The following is a 23,976-nucleotide window of genomic DNA, read 5'->3' on the forward strand; positions in this document are numbered from 1 at the left end:
ACACCGTGTCATCATCAGCTTCGGACCCAGCCGCGGAAGAGTCCCCTTTCCTCAACCTCAACGAGGCCGTTGCCGCCACCGAATCGGCGGCCTCCGGACTGACCGGATGGCAGCGCGACGCAGCTCGCGCGATCGCCTTGGCGAAACAACTGTTGCAGCGATCGCAACAACTGCTAACGCCCGCCGAGCGGCGCCAGCAATCCGAACTCGATCGCATGATCGGACATCACGAGGATAAAGCGACACTTATCGAGATGACCGATCAAGCGTTCCGAACCGACGTGCCGCAGCGCGTCGCCGACCAATTGACGCACATCCTCGACGTCCAAGGCGTGCCGCGATTCTTCAGCCCGCTAGACCGCACGCTGCTGCGCGGCTTCCAAACCTTCGGCGGCTACCTGCCCGGCGTCGCCGTCCCGATGGTCAAAGACAAAATGCGGCACGAGACGGCTAACGTGATCCTGCCAGCGGAGAAGGAGGTTCTGGAAAAGCATCTTCGCGAGCGGCAAAGAGAAGGGATTCGGATGAACGTCTGCCTGTTGGGCGAAGCGTTGTTGGGCGAGGGCGAAACGCGGCAGCGGCTGAAAAAGTATCTCGCCGCGTTGCAGATGCCCGAAATCGAATGCATCTCGGTCAAGGTTTCGACGATCTATTCGCAGATCTCCACGCTAGCCAGATCGCACACCGAAAGCGTGATCGCCGACCGACTGGAACTGCTCTACCGCGCCGCGATGCGACAGACCTTCCAGCGTCGCGACGGCACGCAGACCAGCAAGTTTGTCTATCTGGACATGGAGGAATATCGCGACCTTCATCTAACAGTCGATGTGCTCAAGCGGACGCTCGATCGCCCCGAACTGTCGCAGGTCCGCGCCGGGATCGCGCTGCAGTCGTATATCCCCGATTCGTTTGACGTCTTGCAGGATCTGGCTCAATGGGCGCAGCGAAGAACCGCCGCCGGTGGCCTGCCGTTGACGATCCGCGTGGTCAAAGGAGCGAACATGGAGATGGAACGCGTCGAAGCATCGATCGAAGGTTGGCCGCAAGCTCCCTACACCACAAAGCACGAAACCGACGCCAACTACAAACGCATGATCCGCACGATCCTGGCTCCGGAGAACTCCACCGCACTGCGACTGGGGGTAGCATCGCACAACCTGTTCGACATCGCCCTGGTGGCGATCTGGGCGAGCGAAGCCGACGCGCTACAGCGAGTGCAATTCGAAATGCTCGAAGGGATGGCGAATCAGCAGCGTCGCGCGTTGTTCGAAATGACGGGAAGCATGCTGTTGTACGCGCCGGCTTGCGAACAAACCGACTTCCTCAACGCGATCGGCTACCTAATCCGTCGGCTGGACGAAAACACTGGGCAGGAAAACTTTCTCCGCCACGCGTTTCAACTGCAACCCGGCACCGAGACTTGGCGAACGCTGGCCGATGGATTCCGGGCGTCGCTGGTGGCGATCGATTCGGTCACGACCAAACCGCGTCGTCAGCAGGATCGCAGCCAAGTTCCCGAGAGGCCGGAGGTGGGCGAGACGTGGCAGCAGTTCATCAACGAACCGAACACCGATTGGTCGCTGCCACAGAACAGCCGCTGGGCTCAGGAATTATTGGCGTCATGGCGAGATCGCTGCGACGATGCGGCGACGCGGATCCCGCTGTCGATCGCCGGCCGCGAAGTAACCGACGCGCGGGAGATCGCCGAAAGCCGCGATCCTTCGCGCCCGGGCAAGATCGCCTGCCGGTATGCGATGGCGACAAGCGACGATATCGATGCGGCAATCGCTTGTGCCAGGCAAGACCCTCGCAACTGGCGATCGATGCCAAGCGAAGCTCGCCGCGCCACGTTGCACGATGCGGCTCAATTGCTTCGCCAGCGGCGTGGCGATCTGTTGGCGGCGGCGCTCATCGACGGCGGCAAGACGCTAGCCGAAAGCGATCCCGAGGTCAGCGAAGCGATCGATTTCATCGAGTTCTACAGTTTGTGTGCCGACCAAGCGTATCAATCGCCGCAGATCCAGGCGTCGGGCGTCGGCGTGGTCGCGGTGATCAGCCCCTGGAACTTCCCGATCGCGATCCCCTGCGGTGGCGTCGCGGCGGCGCTGGCGGCAGGAAACACGGTGCTGCTGAAACCGGCATCCGAAACGGTCCTGCCGGCCTATCTGTTGTGCCAAGCGTTCTGGGACGCCGGCGTGCCGCGCGAGGCGTTGCAATTGGTTCCCTGCCGCGGCAGCGATGCAGGCCGCCGGTTGGTCGAGAACCCCGAGGTCGACATCGTGATCTTGACCGGCGGGACCGAGACCGCCGAGTCGATGCTGCGGATCCGGCCCGATCTCGCTTTGGCCGCCGAGACGGGAGGCAAAAACGCGACGATCGTGACCGGATTGGCCGACCGCGAACTGGCGATCAAACACGCTTTGCAATCGGCCTTTGGACACAGCGGCCAGAAGTGCAGTGCGACTTCGCTGCTGCTGCTCGAAGAAGAGGTCTTTGAGGACGAATCGTTTCGCGAGATGTTAGCTGACGCTTGCAAAAGCATGATCGTCGGATCGCCGTGGGAGCTGCAAACGCGAGTTGGTCCGCTGATCCGACCGCCCAGCGGCGAACTGGCTCGCGGGCTCAAGGAGCTCGAACCGGGAGAGTCCTGGTTGGTGATGCCCGAACCGTGCGATGACAATCCGAATCTCTATCGCCCCGGGATCAAATGGAATGTCCAACCGGGCAGCTTCACGCACATGACCGAACTGTTTGGCCCGGTTCTGGGCGTGATGCCGTTTCGCAAATTGGAGCAAGCGATTCGCATCGTCAATGCGACGGGATTCGGTTTGACCAGCGGGCTGGAGAGCTTGGATGATCGCGAACAAGAACTGTGGCGGGAACAGATCCAAGCCGGCAACCTCTACATCAACCGTTCGACGACTGGCGCGATCGTCTTGCGGCAACCCTTTGGCGGACTGGGTAAAAGTGCTTTCGGACCGGGGATCAAAGCGGGAGGCCCGCACTACGTCGCGTCGCTGATGAAGCTGCGCGACCAGATCGATCATCCGCAGATGTTCAATGCACATCGCTTCGAACTGCCGGCGTTGCAGTCGATGCGCGAGAACTTAAAGTCGCCCGAAGCGGCCGCGTTGATCGAGCGCTGCGGCGGCGAGGATGCGACCGAATCGGTGATCGATCGTTTGCAGACGGCGCTGGCTAGTTATGACCACTGGGCGACCGAAGAGTATCGCCAGCAGCACGACAGCGTCCGTTTGGTCGGCCAAGACAACTGGCGTCGGTATTGCCCAATTCCAGCGCTGCGAATCGGCATCAGCGCGGCCGATGGTCCGCTGGACATCGTCCGCTGCATCGCCGCGGCGCATGCTGCGGGATGCCGGATCACGCTCAGCCACCGGCCGGCGGAAGCATTGGCCTTGGTCGAACTGGTCGAATTCCTGACGGCCGACTGGGCGGCTCGGATCGAGATGATCGAAGAGACGACACAGCAGTGGATCGACGCGATCGAAGAGGGAGAGGTGCTGCGGATCCGGATGACTCCCGCCGCGATGGTCGACCCTGCGGTTCGCGAAGCGGCAAACCAGCACAACGTCTACATCTGCCAGACACCAGTCCTCAGCGACGGTCGCTACGAACTACTGCACTACGTTCGCGAGCAAAGCATCTGCGTCGACTACCATCGCTACGGAAACCTCGGCCGCCGATCCGAGGAACCCCGGCGACACGTCTTATGACAGACATCTATTCACCAAAAGAACAGTCGCGATAAAGACTCGATATTCGACGAATTGCAATTTGATGCCGCTCGAATTTGATTGACTTGGTTCAAGCGAGGCTTGAGAATAGAAGTTCGGCATGTCCGTTCGAGCCCGAACGAAGCATCGATCGATAAAGGACCGCTCGCATTTCTTGTGTCGTTCGCTCCATCTAAATACGCACTTTTCTTTCTTTTCGGCTTCTGACCACAAACTCTTTTCGCGTTATGGCTGCGGGGGTGAACAACACCTCGTTCCGCCGGCGATCTGTTCCACTCAACGATTCCAAGCGAATGCGATCAGCGAACCCGCGAGGACTCAGATCTTGAGATCTGTATTCCCGCTGGCTCCATCGGTTCGCAACGAAACCCGCGGTGCGCGGTCGCTGGGCACTACCGTGGAACTTGCTTGAAATCCGTCCCTTCAAAACTCGAACTGCAATTCAGAAGTCACAAAAATGCATTCCGACCTGCGGTATGTCTACCCGGTCGACGCGTAGAACTCAAACGAATGAGGGTTCAAGATGACCGATGCCGCAACGCCCAAGAGCGAACTGTTAGAGATGCAGCGAACGTTTGTAAAACGCTGTGCCAAGGGAGAGTTCGTCGAAGTGATGGAGGACTACTACGCCGACGACGCCTACCAAATCGAAGGGGACGGTTCGCGGCGCGAGGGGAAGGCGAACATGATCGCTTTCGAGAAACAGTTCCTAACGCAGGTGCAGAAGTTTCATGGAATCGATATCCGATCGATCGCTGTTGCGTCGGACGATGGCAAGGGCAACGGAATCACGATGGCGGAGTATACGATCAAGGCGGATATGATCGACGGATCGAAGTTCTGGCCCGAACAAGTTCAAGTTTCAACTTGGAAGAATGGCAAGATCATCGCCCTGAGGTTCTATTACGACCCCAATTTCTAAACACCCTTTGCCCACCAATGCGATTGCCGATCGCGTTCGTTGCGGGCGAACCCCTCTCGCCCCGCTTGCCGAGAACCTGCAGCCAAGGCAAAGTGTGGTTTTGCAGATTCCCCAAGCAAGGAGCTCCTTCAGGCATGATTATCATCTCCGCGATGAGCGAAGATCGCGTGATCGGCAGCCAAAACGGAATGCCCTGGAACGTTCCCGCCGAATACCAACAATACCTCGACTTTGTCGCCGGCCAAACGGTGATCATGGGGCGGAAGACGTTTGAGATCTTCGGCAAAGATGTGGCTCCGGAAACCTCGCTGATCGTCGTCTCCCGGTCTGCCGAACTCGACGACGTTCCGGTCGCGACGACGTTTGACAAAGCGGTCGCGATGGCCAAAGCCTTGGGCAAACAGATCTTCATCGCCGGGGGCAGTTCGATCTACGAACAAGCGATCGCCGTCGCCGACCAGATGTATTTAAGTACGATCCATGGCCAGTACAGCGGCGATGCGTACTTTCCCGCTTTTGATGCCGACAACTGGCAGGTCGTCGAGACTCGCGAGCAGCCACAGTTCACGTTCCGGCGATGGAAAAGAAAGACAACTTCTTAATAAACGCGCTAGACCACCAACCGATTCGACGCTAACATTCCATAAGTGTCCGACCGGATCCAAACACCAAGAAACACCGATGCGTCCGCTTCTCTCCTTGCTGCTAATTGCGACCTTCATGCTGGGGCACGTCGTGCCTCATTCGCATGCGGCATCGGGCGGTGCGGAGCCAGGCGACCATGCTCACCGGCCTCACGTACACCTCAGCCATGGGCATGATCACGATCACGGGCATCACCATGGGCAGGCCGACCGACCATCCGCCGGCGAGGAATCCCCTGCGGATGCGTTAACGGAACTGTCGCTTGCATGCGACCACGATGGCGACGCGGTCTACTTTGTCGACTCCGACTGGACCGTCGCTCGCAATGCGGTTTCTATCAGTCTCGATTTGTCGTCGCTGCCATTCACCTCGATCGCTGGAACCATCCCACAACGGGAACGCCAGTATCGGCGCAGCAGCGGCCCGCCCGATCGGCGACCGAAGCTGCCGATCTACCTTCTGACAGCCTCTCTACGGCTATAGCGACCACGATTGCGCACCATCGGACCTGCGTCGCATTGACGGCGGCAGGCTGATTGGTTTCCGGCGTATCGTCACTCCATTTGCACGCGCGAACTCGCGCCCCCTTCACGCGATCTAACAAGACGCCGATGGGTCTTCGTGGAAAGATGCAGGTCATCATGCAACACGTTCCTTCGCTTACAAAACTCTTATTCGGACTTGCGCTCGCCGCCGGTGTCGCTTTGACGACATGGTACTTTCGCGATGTATTGCCGTTTGCCGGCAGCGTTCCCGCAGTCGCCAAGGAGGATCCGCCGCAGCCAGCGTCAGAAAAACAGACGATCCTCGAAATCAGCGTCCAAGCGAGAAAGAACCTAGGGCTCACGTCACAGCCGGCGCGGCCGCAAACCTATTGGCGCAGTCTACAGATCCCTGGCAAGCTGGCCGATCGCCCAGGTGTCTCCGATCGCGGTGTCACCTCGCCAGCCGAAAGCGTTGTGACCGAGATCCACATCTCGCCCGGCGATGCGATTCGCCCGGGCGAGCGGCTGTTCACCTTGCGATTGTTCAGCGAATACTTGCAAGCGACGCAGACTCAGTTGTTCAAAGCGAAACAGGAGACCTCGATCATCCAAGCCGACATCGATCGCGTCTCGGACGCCGTGACTTCCGGCGCGGTGGTCCGAAGCAAGATGATCGAATTGCAAGGCAATCTTCGCCGGCAACAGATCTTGATCGAAGCCGCCCGCCAGGACTTGCGTTCGCGCGGCCTCGATTCGGCGCAAATCGAACAGATCGAATCGGGCAGATTTTTGTCCACGATCGATGTGCGAGCTCCCGAGGCTCTGCCGACCGTACCACTTACCGAAACCAACACCGATCGGGCGGCGCGAACGATCCAGCCGGTCCAACAGGCTCGCTTCGATTCGTCCAGTTCCCGGGCGCCCGAGTTTGCGTTTGAAGTCCAGGAACTGTTGGTCGAACTTGGTCAACAGGTGCAAGCCGGGCAACCGTTGGCGACGCTCGCCAATCACCAGGCGTTGTATGTCGTGGGGCATGCCTTCAAGCGAGAGGCACCGTTCCTGGAACAAGCCGCTCAAGAAGGGCGAGCGATCGACATCGAATTCGCCGACGACGCAACCGACCAATGGCCCGAACTCGAGCAGCGGTTTGAGATCCGCCACCTTTCCAACGCCATCGACACGAACAGCCGCACTTTCGACTTCTTTATTCCGCTGCGAAACCAATCGCGTGCCTACCAGAAGGCGGAACAAACCTTCCTGGTCTGGCGATTCCGACCGGGGCAACGCGTTCGACTGCACGTTCCCGTCGAGAAACTGGAGAACGTGTTGGTGCTGCCGGCGGCGGCGGTCGTCCGCGACGGGCCCGAAGCGTATGTCTTCATGCAAAACGGCGACCTCTTCAAACGTCTGCCCGTGCATGTGCTGCACGAAGATCGCCAATCGATCGTGTTGGCCAACGATGGCAGCGTGACTCCGGGAACCTACCTGGCCCAGAACGCTGCCGCCTCGCTGAACCGCGTCCTCCGGTCGCAAGCGGCCAGCGGCCAACAAGTCGGCGTTCACGTTCATCCCGATGGCACCGTCCACGCCGCTCACTGAAAGTTGCCATCATGTTAGACGCTGTCATTCATTTCTCGTTGCGGTATCGGATGCTGGTCGTGGTGATCAGCCTGGCCCTGCTTGTGTACGGTTCGTACCAAGCGGCTCAGATGCCGATCGATGTCTTTCCCGATCTCGATCGGCCGCGGGTGGTGATCATCACCGAAGCTCCTGGCCTGGCGACCGAAGAAGTCGAGACGCTAGTCACCCAGCCGATCGAAATCGCGTTGATCGGAGCCAATGGCGTGCAAGCCGTGCGCAGCCAGACAACGGCCGGGCTGAACGTGATCTACATCGAATTCGATTGGTCGACGCAGATCCGCGCGGCGCGACAGACTGTCCAGGAACGGCTGACCACTCTGCAAGGCATCCTGCCCGCCGGGATTCGTCCTCAGATGACGCCTCCATCGTCGATCATGGGGCAGATCGTCATCGCGGGGATCTACCGGCAACCGGGGCCGCGCGGCGGTAAATTGGCCGTCGTGGGGAAGACGTCGATGATGGCCGAACGGATCGATTCAGCCGACCCAGCCGAAGCGATTCAAGTTTGGCAGCCGGTCGAACGCAAGGACTTAAAAACCTGGAAGCGTGTGGAAACGCAGTCGATCACATGGACTGCCGCCGCAGCCGACGATCCTCAACTGGCCGGGGAATCTCCCGAAGGCGTTGGCATCGCGACGATTCAAATCGCCGGGCAGGAACACGACGTCAACTTCTACAGCGATGCCAAACGGCAATTGGATCTCCGCACCGTCGCCGACTGGATCATCCGCCCAAGGCTGTTGAAGACGACCGGGGTGGCAGAGGTCTTCATGCAGGGAGGCGATCGCAAGCAGTACCAGATCCTGATCGATCCGACAGCCCTATTGGAATACGACGTCACGGTGCAGGACGTCGCCCAAGCACTGCGAGAAAGTAACATCAACACCAGCGGCGGTTTTGCCGTGACCGGCGAGACCGAGCGGTCGATCCGGATCCTCGGACGGCTGGGGCCCGAGTCGCGGGTGGTGATCGAAGATCTGAAGAAGATCCCCGTCGGATATCATCCCAAACGCTCGGTGCTGTTGGAACAAGTCGCCCGCGTCAGCGAAGGGCCTCAACTGAAGCGAGGCGATGGCAGCGTCGATGGCCAACCAGGGATCGTCTTCACGACCGTCAAACAACCGCACGTCGACACGCGTCAATTGACTAACGATATCGCAGCGGCGTTTGCCGAAGTCGAAGCGTCGCTGCCGGCGGACATCATCATCAACAGCGAACTGTTCCGTTTAAAAAACTTCATCGACCGCGGGATCTTTAATGTTGCCGAAGCGTTGGTGATCGGTGCCTTCCTGGTGATGGTCGTGCTGTTTCTATTCCTGCTGAACTTTCGCACGACCTTCATCACCCTGACCGCGATCCCGCTGTCGTTGGTGATCACGACGTTGGTCTTCCGTTGGATCGGATGGTTCAGCGGCAGCGAGCTTTCGATCAACGTGATGACGCTCGGCGGGATCGCCGTCGCGATGGGGGAACTTGTCGACGACGCGATCGTCGACGTCGAAAACATCTTCCGACGACTGAAAGAAAACAACGCAGCCCCGACGCGGCGGGCTGCGATTCAAGTTGTCTTTGAAGCGAGCAAAGAGATCCGCAGCGCGATCATGTTTGGCACCGCGGTCGTGATCCTGGTCTTCCTGCCGCTGTTCGCGCTGTCGGGCGTCGAGGGACGGTTGTTCGCGCCGCTGGGACTCGCCTACATCATCTCGATCCTGGCATCCTTTCTGGTTTCGTTGACTGTCACGCCGGCGCTGTCGTATTACTTGTTGCCCAAGTCGTCGGCAACGCACCGCGATCACGATGGGCTGTTGTTGCGCGGACTGAAGCGGGCGACCACCCCTTGGATTCAATTGAGCATGGCCTGGCCGCGGATGCTGCTGTGCGCGACGTGGTTGGGAGTGTTGTTGGCAGCTTGGCAGATGGCTCAACTGGGGCGTAATTTCCTGCCGCCGTTCGACGAGGGGAGCGTGCAAGTGAACGTCACCTTGCCTCCGGGCTCCTCGCTGGAAACTTCGAATCGGGTCTCGCAAACGATCGATGCGGTCTTTCAATCGATGCAGAAAAACGAGGATCGTCCCGAGGGGGAGATCTTGCATTTTGTCCGCCGCACAGGGCGAGCGGAACTGGACGAGCACGCCTCGCCAGTAAACGTTGGCGAATACATTTTGAGCATGAATCCGGAAGTCGACCAGGATCGCGAGGAGATCTTGGCCGGATTGCTGAAGAAGCTAAAAGACGAGGCGCCGGGTGTGGACATCGAAGTCGAACAGCCGCTGGCGCATTTGATCAGCCACATGGTCTCGGGGATCTACGCACAGATCGCGATCAAAATCCATGGCGACGATCTCGATACGCTACAGCGGATTGCCGAACAGGTGAAGTCGACGCTGCAGTCGATCCCTGGAATCACACCGCCGGTCGTCGAACCGATTCAACAGGTTCCCGAACTGCATATCCAATTGCGATCGGACGACCTGGCACTGCATGGTTTGACGCGGCAATACGTCGCCGATGTCTTGCAGATCGCGTTGCAGGGGGAAGTCGTATCGCAAGTGCTCGAGGGGCAACGGAGATTCGACCTGATGGTTCGACTGGAGGAGGCCTACCGAACCGATTACGCCAACCTCGGTCGGTTGCGAATCGATCTGCCCGATCACCCTGGATACGCCGATCGCGGCCAGATCGAACTGCAGGAAATCGCGAACATCGGCGAAGGCTCGGGCCCCAATTCCGTCAACCGCGAAGACGCGCGGCGGCGGATCGCGGTCCGCTGTAACACGCAGGGCCGCGACTTGGCCAGCGCGGTCGGCGAGATCAAGCAACGCATCGACCGGCAGATTCAACTGCCGATCGGGTACTATATCGAATATGGTGGGCAGTTTGAGAGCCAGCAGCGGGCGACGCAGTGGATCATCGCGCTGGCCGGAGTCTCGGTGGTGGGGATGTTTGTCGTGCTGATGTTGTTGTTCCCGTCGGTGCGGATCGTGTTGCAGATCCTCAACGCCCTGCCGACAGCCTTTATCGGCGGCGTGTTGGCGTTGGTGATCACCGACCAGAGTCTGACCGTTGCCAGTTTAGTCGGCTTCATTTCGCTGGGCGGAATCGCGGTTCGCAATGGGATCCTGCTAGTCACCCACTATTTCCACTTGATGAAAGAGGAAGGCGAATCGTTTACGCAGGCGATGGTGCTGCGTGGCAGCCTGGAACGCCTGGCTCCCGTCTTAATGACGGCGTTGACTGCTGGGATCGGCTTAATCCCGCTGGTCCTTGGCGGCCAGGAACCGGGGCGAGAGATCTTGTATCCCGTCGCGACGGTGATCCTCGGTGGACTGACCACTTCGACATTTTGTGAATTCCTGATTCATCCCGGCCTGTTTTGGGCGTTCAGCGGAAAAGATGCAGCCGCTCTGGCGAGCGGCACGGCGGAGGATGTCGATTCGCAATTCGAACCCCCGACTTAGAAACGCAACAGACCTAACTCACTCCTGCTCGGCCCGCGGTGGTCCGAGCCTCCAATTGGTTCCTGAAGGAAAGTACGATGAAGTTTACAAACTGGATTCTCTCTGCATTGTTGGCAACCGGTGCTCTTGGTTTGACCGGCTGCAACCCAGCCGACACGCCGACCGACGACGCAACCCCAACCGCCGAGAGCGCAGCCGACGACCATGGCCACGATCATTCCGGCACCGACCACAGCGAGGTGGGGCATGGACACGGCGTCGGCCCGCACGACGGGACGATTGCCGATTGGGGCGGAGGCAAGTTCCATGTCGAATTCACCGTCGACCACGACAAAACCGAAGCGACTGTTTATGTCTTAGGTGGCGACGAGAAGACCGCCGCGCCGATCGCTGCGGAATCGATCGAGCTGACGATCATCGATCCCGAGATGCAAGTCACCTTGAAGCCATCGCCCCAAGAGGGCGACCCCGACGGAACCGCTTCGCGATTTATCGGCACGCACGAGAAGTTGGGCGTCGTGCAAGAGTACGCCGGCACGATGACCGGCGTGATCGATGGCACTCCCTACACCGGAGAATTCAAGGAAGAAGCACACACGCATTAAACGCGTCTTCGTTCCCACGGGAGCACAACAATCAACAGCCGCGGATGCGGCGATCGCATAAAGCCTGCGGCGCAAGCCGCAGGAAAGCGTCCCGCAAAAATCAAAAGCCACGGATGTGGCGATCGCGTAAAGCCTGCGGCGCAAGCCGCAGGACAACAAGACACAACAAGACAAAGCCCGTTTTCGCCAGCAACGGTTTCAGGCCGGAGGCCGACAAAAGAATTGCCGGCGGCGTAAGTCGCCGGAACCGCAAACCGCAATCGTCCGGAAAAGCCGCGGATGCGGCGGTCGCATAAAGCCTGCGGCGCAAGCCGCAGGACCACAAGACACAATAAGACAAAGCCCGTTTTCGCCAGCAACGGTTTCAGGCCGGAGGCCGCACAAGAATTGCCGGCGGCGTAAGTCGCCGGAACCGCAAACCGCAATCGTCCGGAAAAGCCGCGGATGCGGCGATCGCATAAAGCCTGCGGCGCAAGCCGCAGGACCACAAGACAAAGCCCGTTTTCGCGAGCGACGGTTTCAGGCCGGAGGCCGACACAAGAATTGCCAGCGGCGTAAGTCGCCGGAACAGCAAACCGCAATCGTCCGGAAAAGCCGCGGATGCGGCGATCGCATGCATTCACACCACGGCTTTCGTTTCCTGCGGCTCGCGCCGCAGGCTTTATGCGGCCGCCGCTACCGCGGCTTTACGCCCCCCGGCCGCGGCTTCATTCTCGTTTGATCGGTGGACGTTTTACGTGGGCGGGGGCTGCTATGGCGCGGCGACGATTTGTAGGGGGTTGATCGTTAGCTCGGGGCGTGCGGTGCGGAGCGATTCGATCGCGGCGGGGGTGACTGCGGTCCGTTGCATATCGACTTGGCGGAGCGACGGCAATTGAGCGATCACGTCGACTGAGGCGTCGGTGATTTGTGTTGCGGTGAGCCACAGCGTCTCCAGCTTTTCCAGTCCAGCCAACGCTGCGATGTGACCGTCGGTGACTGGAGCCAGCGTCAGGTCTAGCTCCTCCAAAGCTAACAGCCCGGGGATCGCCGCAAGCGTCGCGTCGCTGGCGGCGGTTCGCTCCAGCGACAATTGATCGAGATTGGGATTGCTGCGAACCAACGCTGCCAACACGGCGTCGGTCAGCGGCAATCGCGATAGGTCGAGCCAGGTCAAGTGTTGCTGATCGGCCAGCGCTGCGGCGGCAGTTTCGTCGACTTGGGTGTTCGTCAGGCAGAGCTCTTGCAACTGGGTGCCGGGCCGCAGCAAGCGGACGTCGTCGCTGGTGACGTTTAGAAAATCGGCGAGGTCGACATCGGGCAGACTCCTCGATTTGGCTGGTTGCTCATAAACGCTTCGCACATATTCCAGGAACGCCTCGCGGTGCGGGCCATCCATCAAGAGATGCGAATAGGCGGCGGCATATGAATACCAACTGGCGATGTCGGGAGACTGTTGGACCGCGTCGCGGCCGAGCCCGACCAATCGCTGCAGCGGCATCGATTCACCGAGCCCCCGAACGCGATACCTCGCGAACTGCAAACGAGACGATTCCCAACCGCCGACGGTGGCGTAGCTGTCGTGCAGATAGAGCGATTCCATGTAGCTGGCGATTCCCTCGACAACCCAGAAATCGCTCGGCAGGCCGACGTGGGGAGAGACTCGCATCCGCGACGCCTCGCCGATCAGTTGATGGGTCAGTTCGTGGTACTGCGTCTTCAGGTCGGCATCAGCTCCCGCATACAGGAACGTGATCTTGGCATGATTGGAATAGAAGCCTGTCGACCGCTCGATCCCCGGCGTCTCTTTTGACAGCGTGTCGATGTATTCCTGGCGATTGGCGAACAGGACCACGCGATGCCGGCTGATCCGCGATTCAAATCGCCCCTGACCGCGGAGCGTCTGTTGGATCGAACCCCGATTTTCCCACAGCGGATAAAAGACCTGAGTCCAGATCCAATAAACCCGCTCCAGTCGCTGCGCCAGTTCGATCGCTTGCTCGCGATCGCAGCGGGCATCGATCATAAAGTGAGGCGTCAAAACCTGCAGGTACGATCGGGCGGGCCAGTCCAGTTGGCGATCGGCGTTGCGACCGGGACGGACCGTAATCGGAACTTCGCCGTCGGCGGGAAGGCCGAGCGCTCGCAAGACGCTCGGATTGCGAGGGTCTTCGCGAGCGGCTTGCCAGAACATTTGATAACCCAGCTGCAGGTCATCCGCTTCGGCAGCCGCAGCGGCGTGCCGCAACAGATTCTCCGCTCGCTTCTGCCGCAGCGTCGTCAACGGCGATGGCGTCGGCGGCTCGCTGGATAGAAAGTAGACGACTTGCTGGTCGTCGCGGTGCGGCAACATCCAACCGGCGATCGCTTCAGCGTCCGCTGGATCCGCCGCCTGGGCGATCCGGTCTAGATGTTTGCGGAAGTGAACAGCATCGGGATCGCGCTGTTCGAACTTCGGCGACGATGGCTGCCAAGCAACCGCCAGCGAAGGACTGCACAGCATCCAGGCAACAAGCAGCGTTCCGCAGGGAAACAGCTTGCGGAACGCGACAGCTTGCGGCCGGCGGGGCGATTGCAAACGACAGATAACGCACCTCGGGGATTTGTCCGCACGGGAGACTCGCAACCTCGATCACGACCGCGAGGCTACGAGTCATTCTAGCATACCGGTCCGCTACAGCGTCGGGCCGACGGTCCAAGGGATGAACTCATAATCGCCGATCCCAGCCAATTCGCTTTTCGTTTTTTCGCCGCTAGCGACCGCCAGGATCTTGTTGTAGATCTCTTCCCCGACCTGATCGACAGTCGAACCTTCGACGACGGTGCCGGCATTGAGATCCATATCTTCAATCATCCGGTCGTACATCGCGGTATTGGTAGCGATCTTGATCGAGGGCGTCGGCTTGCAACCGAAACAGCTGCCGCGGCCAGTGGTGAACAGGATCATGTTCGCTCCGCCGGCGACCATCCCGGTCACGCTGGCCGGATCGAAACCGGGAGTGTCCATCACGACCAAGCCCTTTTGGTGAACCTGTTCGGCGTATTGATAGACAGCTTCGAGCGCCGTCGAGCCCGCTTTGGCGACCGCTCCCAACGACTTCTCCGCGATCGTCGTCAGCCCGCCCGCCTTGTTGCCGACCGATGGATTGTTATCCAATTCCAGACCGAACATGCCGACGTATTCTTTCCACCATTCGATCCGTTCGATCAACGCCAACGCAACTTCGGGACTGCGCGACCGCTGCACCAACAAGTGCTCGGCACCATAGATCTCGCTGGTCTCAGCCAGCATTGCCGTTCCGCCGCTGGCAACAATCCGGTCGGCGGCGCATCCAACGGCCGGATTGGCGGTGATCCCCGAATAACCATCCGAACCACCACACTCTAGACCGACACTCAACTCGCTTGCCGAAACTGTTTCGCGGCGGTTGGCGTTCACGACGGGCAACAGATCCTTGACGATCTCGACAGCGCGTTCGATCGTCTTTCGCGTGCCACCTTCATCCTGCATCGTCAGCACAGGGATCGCATCGCCTTTATCGCGCGTCAGCTTTTCGCCGTCGGGAGCGTGCAGCGGAACGATGCCATGCTTTTCGAACAGATAGCCCATCGATCCCTGTTCGCAACCGAGTCCGATCAAGACACAGGCGGCGACGTTGGGATGCCGCGCCGCACCGACCAACACTCGGCTGAGCATCTCGTGACGAAGCGTGGCGTAGCCCATTCCACACCCCGTCTCGTGCGTGACCGCAAAGACGCCGTCGACGTTTGGATATTCGTCCAACGCGTCTCCTTCGAAACGCCGAGCGACAAACTGCGAGACCGAAGCGGAACAGTTGACTGTCGAGATCACCGCGATGTAGTTCCGCGTGCCGACGCGTCCCGAGGGACGGACGTAACCCTCGAACGTCCGCTCCAACTTCGCCGGAGCGGCGGGGGGATCGGTCGACGGCACCTCGGTGATCACATCGTGCTTGTGCTGCAAGTTGTGCGAATGAACGTGCTCGCCGGCGGCGACGTCGGCCGTCGCACTCCCGATCTGCGAACCAAACTTGTAGACAGCTTCGCCCTGCTGGATCGAGCGGACGGCAACTTTGTGCCCCGCCGGAATCCGGTTAATCGTTGCAACCGATTCGCCCCCCACTTCGAGGATGTGGCCAGGGGCAAGTTCCGAAATCGCAACGACGACATTGTCGCTGGGGCTGAGTTGTACGAAAGATACTTTGTTCATGCAGTGTGCAGCTCCGGGATCGCGTGGCACAAGCAATTTGCTGGGACAACGGCGATCGACCGAGAATCGATGGTGAAGAATGAGGACTGTCCAGGCCGTTAGAATAAACCTTCGCGATCAGAATTCGGAGCCCCCAGGCCCGATTCTTGTCCCGTCGCCGGAACTGGCTCGCCCTCGGGCCAGGGGAATCTATAATAAGGTAGCGTCGCCCGGCGTCCCCCTTTTCCCCAACGCATTCCCGAGACCATCGCCCCCATGGCCACTGCCGCAGCAACGACCGATCGCGGCGACGCGATCATCACCGAGCATATCGAGAACGCGCGGCGAGTGCTGTGGCGTCGCGAATTGCTGACGGCGGTGCTGATCTGGGCGGTCGGAATGCTGGCCGCTCTGATCGCGTGGGCGATCGCCGACCAATGGATATTCCAGGCCGGAGCGGTCCTGCGAACGCTGGTCTGGCTGGTTCTCGCCGCCGCGTCGATCGCTTGGTTTACGATCCGCATCGTGCCGCTGCTGCGACATTCGATCCACCCCGAATACGCAGCTCAGTCGTTGGAGCGCCGCGTCCCGCAACTGCACCACAGCCTGCTCAGCTACCTGACCCTGCGAACCGATCGCGAGATCCCCGGCCTGCGTGGCGTCGTCGTCCGCAGCGTCGCATCGCACGCGGCTCGCCGATTGGCCGATCCACAATCCGATCCACTGGCTTCGGAAAAACAAATCACTCTGCTCAGCGGTTCGCTACTGGCACTGATCGCGATGCTGGCGATCTACGCGATCGCATCTCCCAAGAACACGGTGCAATCAGTCCAGCGGTTGATGATGCCACTGGCGAGCATCGAAGCGCCGACAAGCGTTCGGATCGGAGCGGTCACGCCGGGAGACACCCAAGTTGCCGAAGGGACTTCGCTGACGATCACCGCTGAAATCGATGGACTCAAGCCGGACCAACAGGCCTGGGTCGAAACGACTCAAGGCTCGATCGCTCATCGCGAAGTGATGCAGGCGACAGAGACGGAATTCACAGCGACCGTGGGGGCTAGCGGCGACGGAATCCGGCACGACACGCAGTACTGGATCGTCGCCGGCGACGCACGGCGTGGCCCTTTCGAAATCAAAGTCGAAGCGGTTCCCATCGTCTCGATCGGATCGGTTCAATATCAACCGGCGGCCTACACGCGTCTGCCGTCGCGCAGCAACAACCGCGGCGCGATCGATGGCTTGGAAGGGACCGCGGTCACCGTCGTGGCCCAGTCGAATCTGCCGATCGCCAAAGCGAAGATCGAATTCAATCCAAAACGGATCGGATCGATCTGGCAAGCAACCGGCGGCGTCAAAGCGATGGAGATCGCCGACGACCAGATGTCGATGAGCACATCGTGGGTCTTGCGTCGAGCGGAGGAAGAGCGGGGCGTCGTGGCGATCGAGAGCTACCGGATCATCGTCGAAGACGCGCAAGGGCTGACTAACGCGGCCCCAGTCATTTATCCTGTCAAGGTTGCGGCCGACCTGAGCCCCGAGGTCTCGATCATCGTCCCGCATCAATCTCCCAAAGACCTGCCCATCGGGATGGAACAGCTGATCGAAGTCCATGCCTTGGACCCCGACTTTGGGCTCTCGCGGATGGAGTTCGAAATTCGCAAGGGAGACCGCGTGCTGGGAACGCGAAAGATCTTTGAATCGACCGAAGCGTTGATCGGCCAACAGGTATCGATCTCCGCCTTCCGCAGCGAGGACTGGAACCTGATCGCCGGCGACAAGGTGACCGTCCGCTGCCGCGCGTTCGATAACCGCGACATGCCGGGCAACCAAACGACCGATCCCAACAGCACGGTTTCCGAACCGATCGAATTGCACATCGTCGCTCCTCCTGAGGATGCCGAAGACGAAGCCGATGGCGACGGCTTGCAGAAGAAGAGCGACCGCGAGTCCGACGATCCGAGCGGATCGGGCAAGCAGGACGGAGAAGGTGGCGGCAGCGGCGGCCAAGGAGATTCGACCGGAGAACAAGCCGAAGGGAAGGGCAAAGGCGAGTCGGGTGGAGGCGAAGCCGGAGGGGAGAATCAAGAACCATCGGAAGATTCCGAATCGGGGTCCGACGGCGCTGGAGGCAAGCCCTCGGACAAGCCTTCCGAAGAGGGGACCGAGCCGAACCAAGGCGGCGGCGACGCTGCTGGGGATTCGGAAAACAAAGGCTCCAGCAAACCGGGCGATTCGCCTGCGGGAGACGATCCGTCGCAATCGAAGTCCGATCCTTCGGCGTCGGAAATGACGCAGGAGAGCGGTCCCGAATCGGGTGGCAAACCGGGTGACCAAGCGGGCAGTCCCGACGCGTCGGCTAGTCGATCGGAATCGGGCGAGGAGCCTGGACAGGGCGAGGCAACCGACGCCGAAGCCGACGGTTCCGAACCGCCTGCGGGGATCGCGGGTGATTCCAAATCTGGCGGCGCCGGTTCGCAGCGTGATGCGGGCGAGGACGCTGAAAAACCGCAGGACGACGGGCCGCTGCACGATGGCGAGATCATGGAACGGATTCGCGAACACATGCAGAAACAGCAAGCTGAACAAGAGCAGGGCTCTCAGAAACCAAGCGATCAAGAGAGCGATGATTCCGGCGACGGCAAACCGGAACAAGGTGCCGACGGAGCGGAAGGTGCTGGCGGCAAAGAGGACAAACAGCCTCAACCGGCCGACGCGAAGCCTGCCGGTGATGCCGCATCCAAAGGGGAACCGGGGGGGCCTGGCAACCAAGGGGAAGGAGCCAAACCGAATCAAGGCAACGACTCCGGGCAGATGCCCCAGGACGGAACGAAGCCAAAACCAAACGGCGGCAACAACAATCCGGATACTGGAAACAACGGCAAATCGGACAAGGGTGACCAAGGCTCCGGCGAGGGCAAATCGCCCGACGACAAGCCTTCGGCAACCGATCCCGCGACGGATGGCAACAACGACGCTGGCGACACGGCGGGGCAAGAGGCTGAAAATCAAACTGGCTCCGATGGCAAACCGACTGGTGACGACCAAGCGAAAGGAAAATCTGGCGATCCGGCCGGTTCCGACGCGGGCGACGGAACCGATGCAGGCCAACAAGACGATGCCGGCGCCGACCCGAACTCCGACTCAAAACCTTCCCAAGGTCAGGGCGACCAAAAAGGGAAGGGAAAGGGCGAGGCAAGCGACCCGGCCGATCAGACCGATACTCCATCGGGAGACGACGCAGGGGAGAGCGGCGACGATTCGATGACCGCCGAATCGAAGGCGGGTTCGTCCGATTCGAAGTCCAACCCCCAAGGCAAGCCGGGCAAACGTCCCGACGGGAAACAGGGAGAGCCAGGAAAATCGGCCGACGCTCCGCCGTCGGAAGCTGCAGCTCAAGGCGACCAGATGGGCGATGGCGCAGGTGCCGACGCCCACTTGCCGCCTGAAAAGATCAATCAGGAATACGCCAAGAAAGCGACCGATCTGGTGCTGGACTACTTGAAGAAAAAGCAGTCCGAACCGGACGCCGAACTGTTGGACAAATTGAACTGGACGGAACAGGACTTGCAGAACTTCCTCAACCGCTGGCAGCAAGCTCAAGAAATGGGGCGGGTCGGCGACGAAAAAGCGAAGCAAGAATACCTGGAGCAGATCGAAAGCCTTGGCATCCGCCCACCGGCAAGTGGCAAGTCGCGGCAGACGATCCAACGCGAAGACTCGCTGCGAGACGTGCGAGAATCGGGACAGCGAGTCGCTCCGCCGGCGCTCTATCGCGACGCCTTCGAAGCTTTCCGGCGATCGATCTCGCGTGGCAATAACTAACGCCACCCAAATGGTTTTCGTGTTACAATCCGGTCAGTATTCCCGAAACCGCTGACCGATTCCGAAGGCCCGACCGATGTCCACACGCTGCCTGACAACGTGCATTTTGCTCGCGATTCTCTGCAACAACCGTCCGGTCGTCGCTCAGGAGGGAAGCTTTCTCGACGCGATCCGCCAGCGGATTCAATCGGCTGCGGATAACCAAACCGAAGAGGAAAAGGAGCAGACGCGGAAGAAGCTGGAGAGCCTGTTTTCGATCGTCACCGAAGGGGCTCGTGAAATCTATCGCACGCTTCCCGACGACTCTCAAAAAGCGATCGACCAGCGCCGACAAGCATGGATGGACGCGATGGCTTCGGGAGTCGACGACCTCACCGGGGACGACATCGAACGCTGGCTGGACAATTCCGACAACGTGATCCTACGATCGCTGTCGCGCGGCGGCGACGCCCCAAGCGTGAACGCCCAATCGCGAACCGACCTGCTGCCCGAGCAGTGGTGGTATGGCAAACAGAATCGAACGCTAGCCCAACTGTTGACGCAGCCTCCCGAAACGATCATCCGCCGCGAGGACCTTCCCGGTCCGCCGATCTGGTTCGTCAACGGGATCACGACGAAGAAGGCCGAAGCGATCGTGATGGCCGACGAAATCGCCGAACAACTGGGCCGCCGCGTCCATTTGCTGCACAACCCCACGTTCATGGAACCGCCAAACCACTCGGGCTTAGATGTCGAAGGCTACGGAACCGACGACCTCAGCGAATGCCTGCACGACCGATTATGGCCGGCAACGGTGTTCAACAAGCTGAACCGAATGGACGCCGAGCAATTGCAGGCGATGCTCGACGACGGCCAGACATTACAAGGGAATCCGACGACACGCCAATTGGCCTACGTTCTACTGACAGCGCGCGAACCGATCAGCTTGATCACGCATTCCCAGGGCTGCATCATCGCTCGCAACGCGATGTATACGATGGCGATGCTGGGGCGACGTGAACAAGCGGAACAACAGATCGCATGGATCGCCGCAGGGATCCCGCTGAACGACAAAGAGCTGTCGCCGCTACCGCTGCAAACGACGATCCTGGATGTCGGCGACGATCCGATCGCCAAGATCGTTGGGATGCGAGGCGGATCGCGGGAGTATCGCGGCACCGATCATTCCTTCTCGGATCACTATTGCCAACAGATCCAAGCGGAACAGCTGTGGCACGACGCGTTGCCCGCGACCGATAAACCAGCGATTCCACCAGCACCCGAATCCTCGACCGAAACGAAGCCCGACGCGAAATCGCCGAAACGGGTGAAGCTGTAGCAGGGCAGGCGGGCCGCTTCGTTTCACCGCGGCGGCAACGCCCCGCGCGTCATACATTCTCGAGACTCACACGCAAAGCGCGGCCCGATGGGCACGCGGTTAAACGATCTGCACCACTTCGTTTCACCGCGGCGGCAACGCCCCGCGCGTCACACATTCTCGAGACTCTCACGCAAAACGCGGCCCGTTGGGCACGCGGTTAAACGATCTGCCCCGTGCGTCACCACACTCTCGGGACTCATACCCAAAGCGCTGCCCGATGGGCACGCGGCTAAACGCAATATCGTTTAACGAAGGAGCCTCGGACCGGCGACAGAATTTGCGGCGGGATGTAGTAGACGAGGTTACGAGTCCCAGCGATTTGGTCCGACGCAAAAGGACTCGTAACCTCGTCCAGTACGCTTCGCTGCACGATGTTGCGGCTAAACGAGTGGCGACGCGAGGCGTGCGCCGTCGCTTGGCGCAAAACGATGCAACCTGCAACGCGCGGCACACGCGGTCAACTGCTCCCCAAGCTCCACCCGCTGCTGTCGATCGACGATGACCGCGACTGGACCTTCGTCAGTGCGAAGATGGACGACGTTGTGCGAACCGAGGCACTGAACGGCATCGACAACTCCGTCGATCTTCAAGTCGTCGTCGCCAGCCGACCGAAAGGAGAGATCCTCGGGGCGGATGCCCAACAGTCCTGCTCGCCCGTCGGGAATAAAATTCATCGGCGGCGAACCGATAAACTGGGCGACAAATCGATTCGCCGGCTGATCATAGATAACGTCCGGCGGAGCCATCTGCTGGATCACACCGCGATCGATGACCGCGATCTGGTCCCCCAACAGCATCGCTTCGGTCTGATCGTGCGTGACGTAGAGGACCGTCAACGCAAACTCCTTCTGCAGACTGCGAAGCTCGTACCGCATCGCGTCGCGCCGCCGGACATCGACGTTCGACAACGGTTCGTCCATCAACAACAACTGGGAATCGCGGACGAGGGCGCGGGCGACGGCCAACCGCTGCTGTTGGCCACCGGAGATCTGATCGGGTCGTCGATCGAGCAACGCCCCTAGCCCCAGTTTTCCCGCGACGTCGGCGACTTTGCTGACGACCTGCGCGCGGGAAACCTTACGCCCTCGCAGCGGGAAGGCGATGTTGTCGCCGACGCTCATGTGCGGATAGAGAGCGAAATCCTGGAAGACCATCGAAACATTGCGTTGCCGAGGGGACAACCGCCCAACCTCGCGGCCACCGATCGCGATCCCCCCCGCGTCAGGCGTTTCGAGCCCCGCGATCAGCCGCAACAACGTCGTCTTACCGCTGCCGCTGGCCCCCAGCAGCACCACCAGCTGCCCCGGATCGACTGAAAGCTCCAAATGATCCAGGACGATCCGACCGGCAAACGACTTACAAAGCTTGCGAATTGCGAGACCCGCCATAGAGAAAGCCCTTGTTTCGTTTGGAACCACTTGATGCTGACAATAGAATAAGAGAAAGCCCTATTCTGCGTGGAGCATTTGTTTAAACGGGAGACCGCGACATGATCGTATCGAAAAACCACTGGCGGTGGGTGACTGGCACTACAACGGTGGCAATCACGCTCTGGACCCTCAGCATGGGCAATCTGACAAGTCGCGCCGACGACGGTCAGTCCAAGGCACCGGCGTCCGCCACCGAATCGAGCGACAGCAAGTGGGGCCCCAACGCGCCGCCATATACTCCCAAAACCAAGCGGGAACTCCGCAAAACACTGACTCGAATGCAATATAGTGTAACGCAGCAGGCGGATACCGAGCGGGCATTCAGCGGCCCCTACTGGGACAGCAAGCAGGACGGCATCTACACCTGCGTCGTCTGCGGCCTGCCGCTGTTCGATTCCTCCACGAAGTTCAAATCGGGGACCGGCTGGCCCAGCTACTGGCAACCGATCCGCGAGGGGAACGTCGGCACCAAGACCGACTGGAAGATGCTGTATCCGCGGACCGAGGTTCACTGCAAACGCTGCAAGGCGCACCTCGGACACGTCTTTAACGACGGCCCGCAACCAACGGGGCTGCGGTTCTGCATGAACGGAGCGGCGTTGAAATTTCGCGAGCGAAGCAGCTTGGAGGAACCGACCGCGGAACCGCAATCGGATCGGTAGCCAGCACCGAGCCGACGCGGCAAAAAGTGGGAGTCCAGACAGGCAAAGTTTGCGGTATGTGAGGGCCGCCGCGTTGCAACTGATCCAGCTCGGGCGAGCAACCCGATGAGAACATTCGGGATCACAGGTGCAAGCGCACCCATTGATAGCGAGCGGGAGCGCTCGCATGGTTTGTTCGGAAAGGATTCTGAGAAATGGTTGTTCACTCGTTCACAATAGCCGCCAGAAACTGTTGCCTGCTGGCAGCGGTTGTTACGTCGACCGCCGGTGCCGCCGGACCTTTCCGAATGCTGGTCCAGGAGGCTCCCGAAACGAAAGCTCCGCTGAGCGACGGCGCAAAAGTTCCAGCAACTCCGCTCCCCGCCGACCTTCGCACCGAGGCAGAGCGGATCAAGAACGTCAAGGAACTGGCGGGAGATTCGATCTTCGGCGAAAACCGTTTCCCCAAGGTCGAAGGGAACCAACTGCGTCTGCCGTCGCTGGTCGCCCCGACTACTCAACAAGTCGACATCGGTAACGGGCAGACTCCCAAGAACAACGCGGATCTGGTGATGACGAACACCATCCCGCTGCCCGAAGGGTACGATCGTTCGGGAAACTGGGTCTACTCTCAATACGACTGGCAGGCCGCCAACACATTTTCGCATCCCCTGTACTTCCAGGACGCGATGCTTGAACGCAACGGGCATGAGCTGAAATATTGCCTTCAGCCAGCTCTTTCGGCCGCGCGGTTCTTCACGACCATCCCAGCACTCCCGTACTTGATGACGATCCAACGCCCTTGCGAATACAACCACACTCTGGGCTACTATCGCCCTGGAACCCGGGCGCCAAACCTGCTGCAACGCCCTCCGTACCAACGCGACGCGGTACTGAATCAGGCAGCCTGGACGACCGGTGCCGTCTTCCTGATCCCTTAAGCTGCTGAAGCCCCCCGGTAGACGAAAACGGGGACGATTCGACACCGAAACCTACCGAATCGTCCATTTCCAGCGTTGC

At 60.2% G+C, this 23,976-nt stretch carries 14 protein-coding genes; 11 read left to right on the forward strand and 3 right to left on the reverse strand.

Annotation, left to right across the window (positions count from 1 at the left end; all coding sequences use genetic code 11):
• Positions 1-5 precede the first annotated feature (5 nt).
• The 7 genes from CA51_RS23755 (at position 6) to CA51_RS23780 (ending at position 11,511) form a co-directional block, all read left to right on the forward strand.
• Entirely contained in the window at positions 6-3,734 is a 3,729-nt protein-coding gene (locus CA51_RS23755; protein WP_231745865.1) for a proline dehydrogenase family protein, read from the forward strand.
• Positions 3,735-4,278: 544 nt separating this feature from the next.
• The gene (locus tag CA51_RS26000; RefSeq protein ID WP_197451428.1) at positions 4,279-4,677 is read left to right on the forward strand and encodes a nuclear transport factor 2 family protein; all 399 of its coding nucleotides are present in this window, start codon (positions 4,279-4,281) and stop codon (positions 4,675-4,677) included.
• 134 nt (positions 4,678-4,811) lie between these two features.
• Positions 4,812-5,279: a dihydrofolate reductase gene (locus tag CA51_RS26005; protein WP_197451429.1), complete on the forward strand. Its 468-nt coding sequence runs from the start codon at positions 4,812-4,814 to the stop codon at positions 5,277-5,279.
• Positions 5,280-5,358: 79 nt separating this feature from the next.
• Positions 5,359-5,805 carry a hypothetical protein gene (locus tag CA51_RS23765; RefSeq protein ID WP_145123619.1) on the forward strand — a complete coding sequence of 149 codons (447 nt, stop codon included), beginning with the start codon at positions 5,359-5,361 and terminating at the stop codon, positions 5,803-5,805.
• A 128-nt stretch (positions 5,806-5,933) separates the two neighbouring features.
• The gene (locus tag CA51_RS23770) at positions 5,934-7,406 is read left to right on the forward strand and encodes an efflux RND transporter periplasmic adaptor subunit (RefSeq protein ID WP_231745866.1); all 1,473 of its coding nucleotides are present in this window, start codon (positions 5,934-5,936) and stop codon (positions 7,404-7,406) included.
• Between the two features lie 11 nt (positions 7,407-7,417).
• Positions 7,418-10,906, forward strand: coding sequence for an efflux RND transporter permease subunit (locus CA51_RS23775; protein WP_145123621.1), 3,489 nt, complete (start codon positions 7,418-7,420; stop codon positions 10,904-10,906).
• A 77-nt stretch (positions 10,907-10,983) separates the two neighbouring features.
• On the forward strand, positions 10,984-11,511 hold the full coding sequence (locus CA51_RS23780) for a C40 family peptidase (protein WP_231745867.1): 528 nt from the start codon (positions 10,984-10,986) through the stop codon (positions 11,509-11,511).
• Between the two features lie 751 nt (positions 11,512-12,262).
• On the opposite strand, the gene CA51_RS23785 is transcribed toward CA51_RS23780, so the two are convergent.
• Together CA51_RS23785 and CA51_RS23790 are read right to left on the reverse strand one after the other, a co-directional pair.
• Complete coding sequence (locus CA51_RS23785) at positions 12,263-14,068, reverse strand: hypothetical protein (RefSeq protein ID WP_145123622.1); 1,806 nt, start codon at positions 14,066-14,068, stop codon at positions 12,263-12,265.
• Between the two features lie 96 nt (positions 14,069-14,164).
• The gene (locus CA51_RS23790; protein ID WP_145123623.1) at positions 14,165-15,721 is read right to left on the reverse strand and encodes a UxaA family hydrolase; all 1,557 of its coding nucleotides are present in this window, start codon (positions 15,719-15,721) and stop codon (positions 14,165-14,167) included.
• Positions 15,722-15,976: 255 nt separating this feature from the next.
• Between CA51_RS23790 and CA51_RS23800 the strand changes: the two genes are divergently transcribed.
• Both CA51_RS23800 and CA51_RS23805 read left to right on the forward strand, forming a co-directional pair.
• On the forward strand, positions 15,977-19,525 hold the full coding sequence (locus CA51_RS23800) for a hypothetical protein (RefSeq protein ID WP_197451430.1): 3,549 nt from the start codon (positions 15,977-15,979) through the stop codon (positions 19,523-19,525).
• Positions 19,526-19,601: 76 nt separating this feature from the next.
• Positions 19,602-20,843: a hypothetical protein gene (locus CA51_RS23805; protein WP_145123625.1), complete on the forward strand. Its 1,242-nt coding sequence runs from the start codon at positions 19,602-19,604 to the stop codon at positions 20,841-20,843.
• Positions 20,844-21,265: 422 nt separating this feature from the next.
• On the opposite strand, the gene CA51_RS23810 is transcribed toward CA51_RS23805, so the two are convergent.
• A complete protein-coding gene (locus CA51_RS23810; protein ID WP_145123626.1) occupies positions 21,266-22,273 on the reverse strand; it encodes an ABC transporter ATP-binding protein in 1,008 nt (335 codons plus the stop codon).
• A 101-nt stretch (positions 22,274-22,374) separates the two neighbouring features.
• Here CA51_RS23810 and msrB point away from each other — a divergent pair, with 101 nt between their 5' ends.
• Positions 22,375-22,977, forward strand: coding sequence for a peptide-methionine (R)-S-oxide reductase MsrB (msrB, locus tag CA51_RS23815; RefSeq protein ID WP_145123627.1), 603 nt, complete (start codon positions 22,375-22,377; stop codon positions 22,975-22,977).
• A 194-nt stretch (positions 22,978-23,171) separates the two neighbouring features.
• Positions 23,172-23,897, forward strand: coding sequence for a hypothetical protein (locus CA51_RS23820; protein ID WP_145123628.1), 726 nt, complete (start codon positions 23,172-23,174; stop codon positions 23,895-23,897).
• Positions 23,898-23,976: the final 79 nt, after the last annotated feature.

This window comes from Rosistilla oblonga (assembly GCF_007751715.1).
Taxonomy (GTDB): Bacteria; Planctomycetota; Planctomycetia; order Pirellulales; family Pirellulaceae; genus Rosistilla; species Rosistilla oblonga.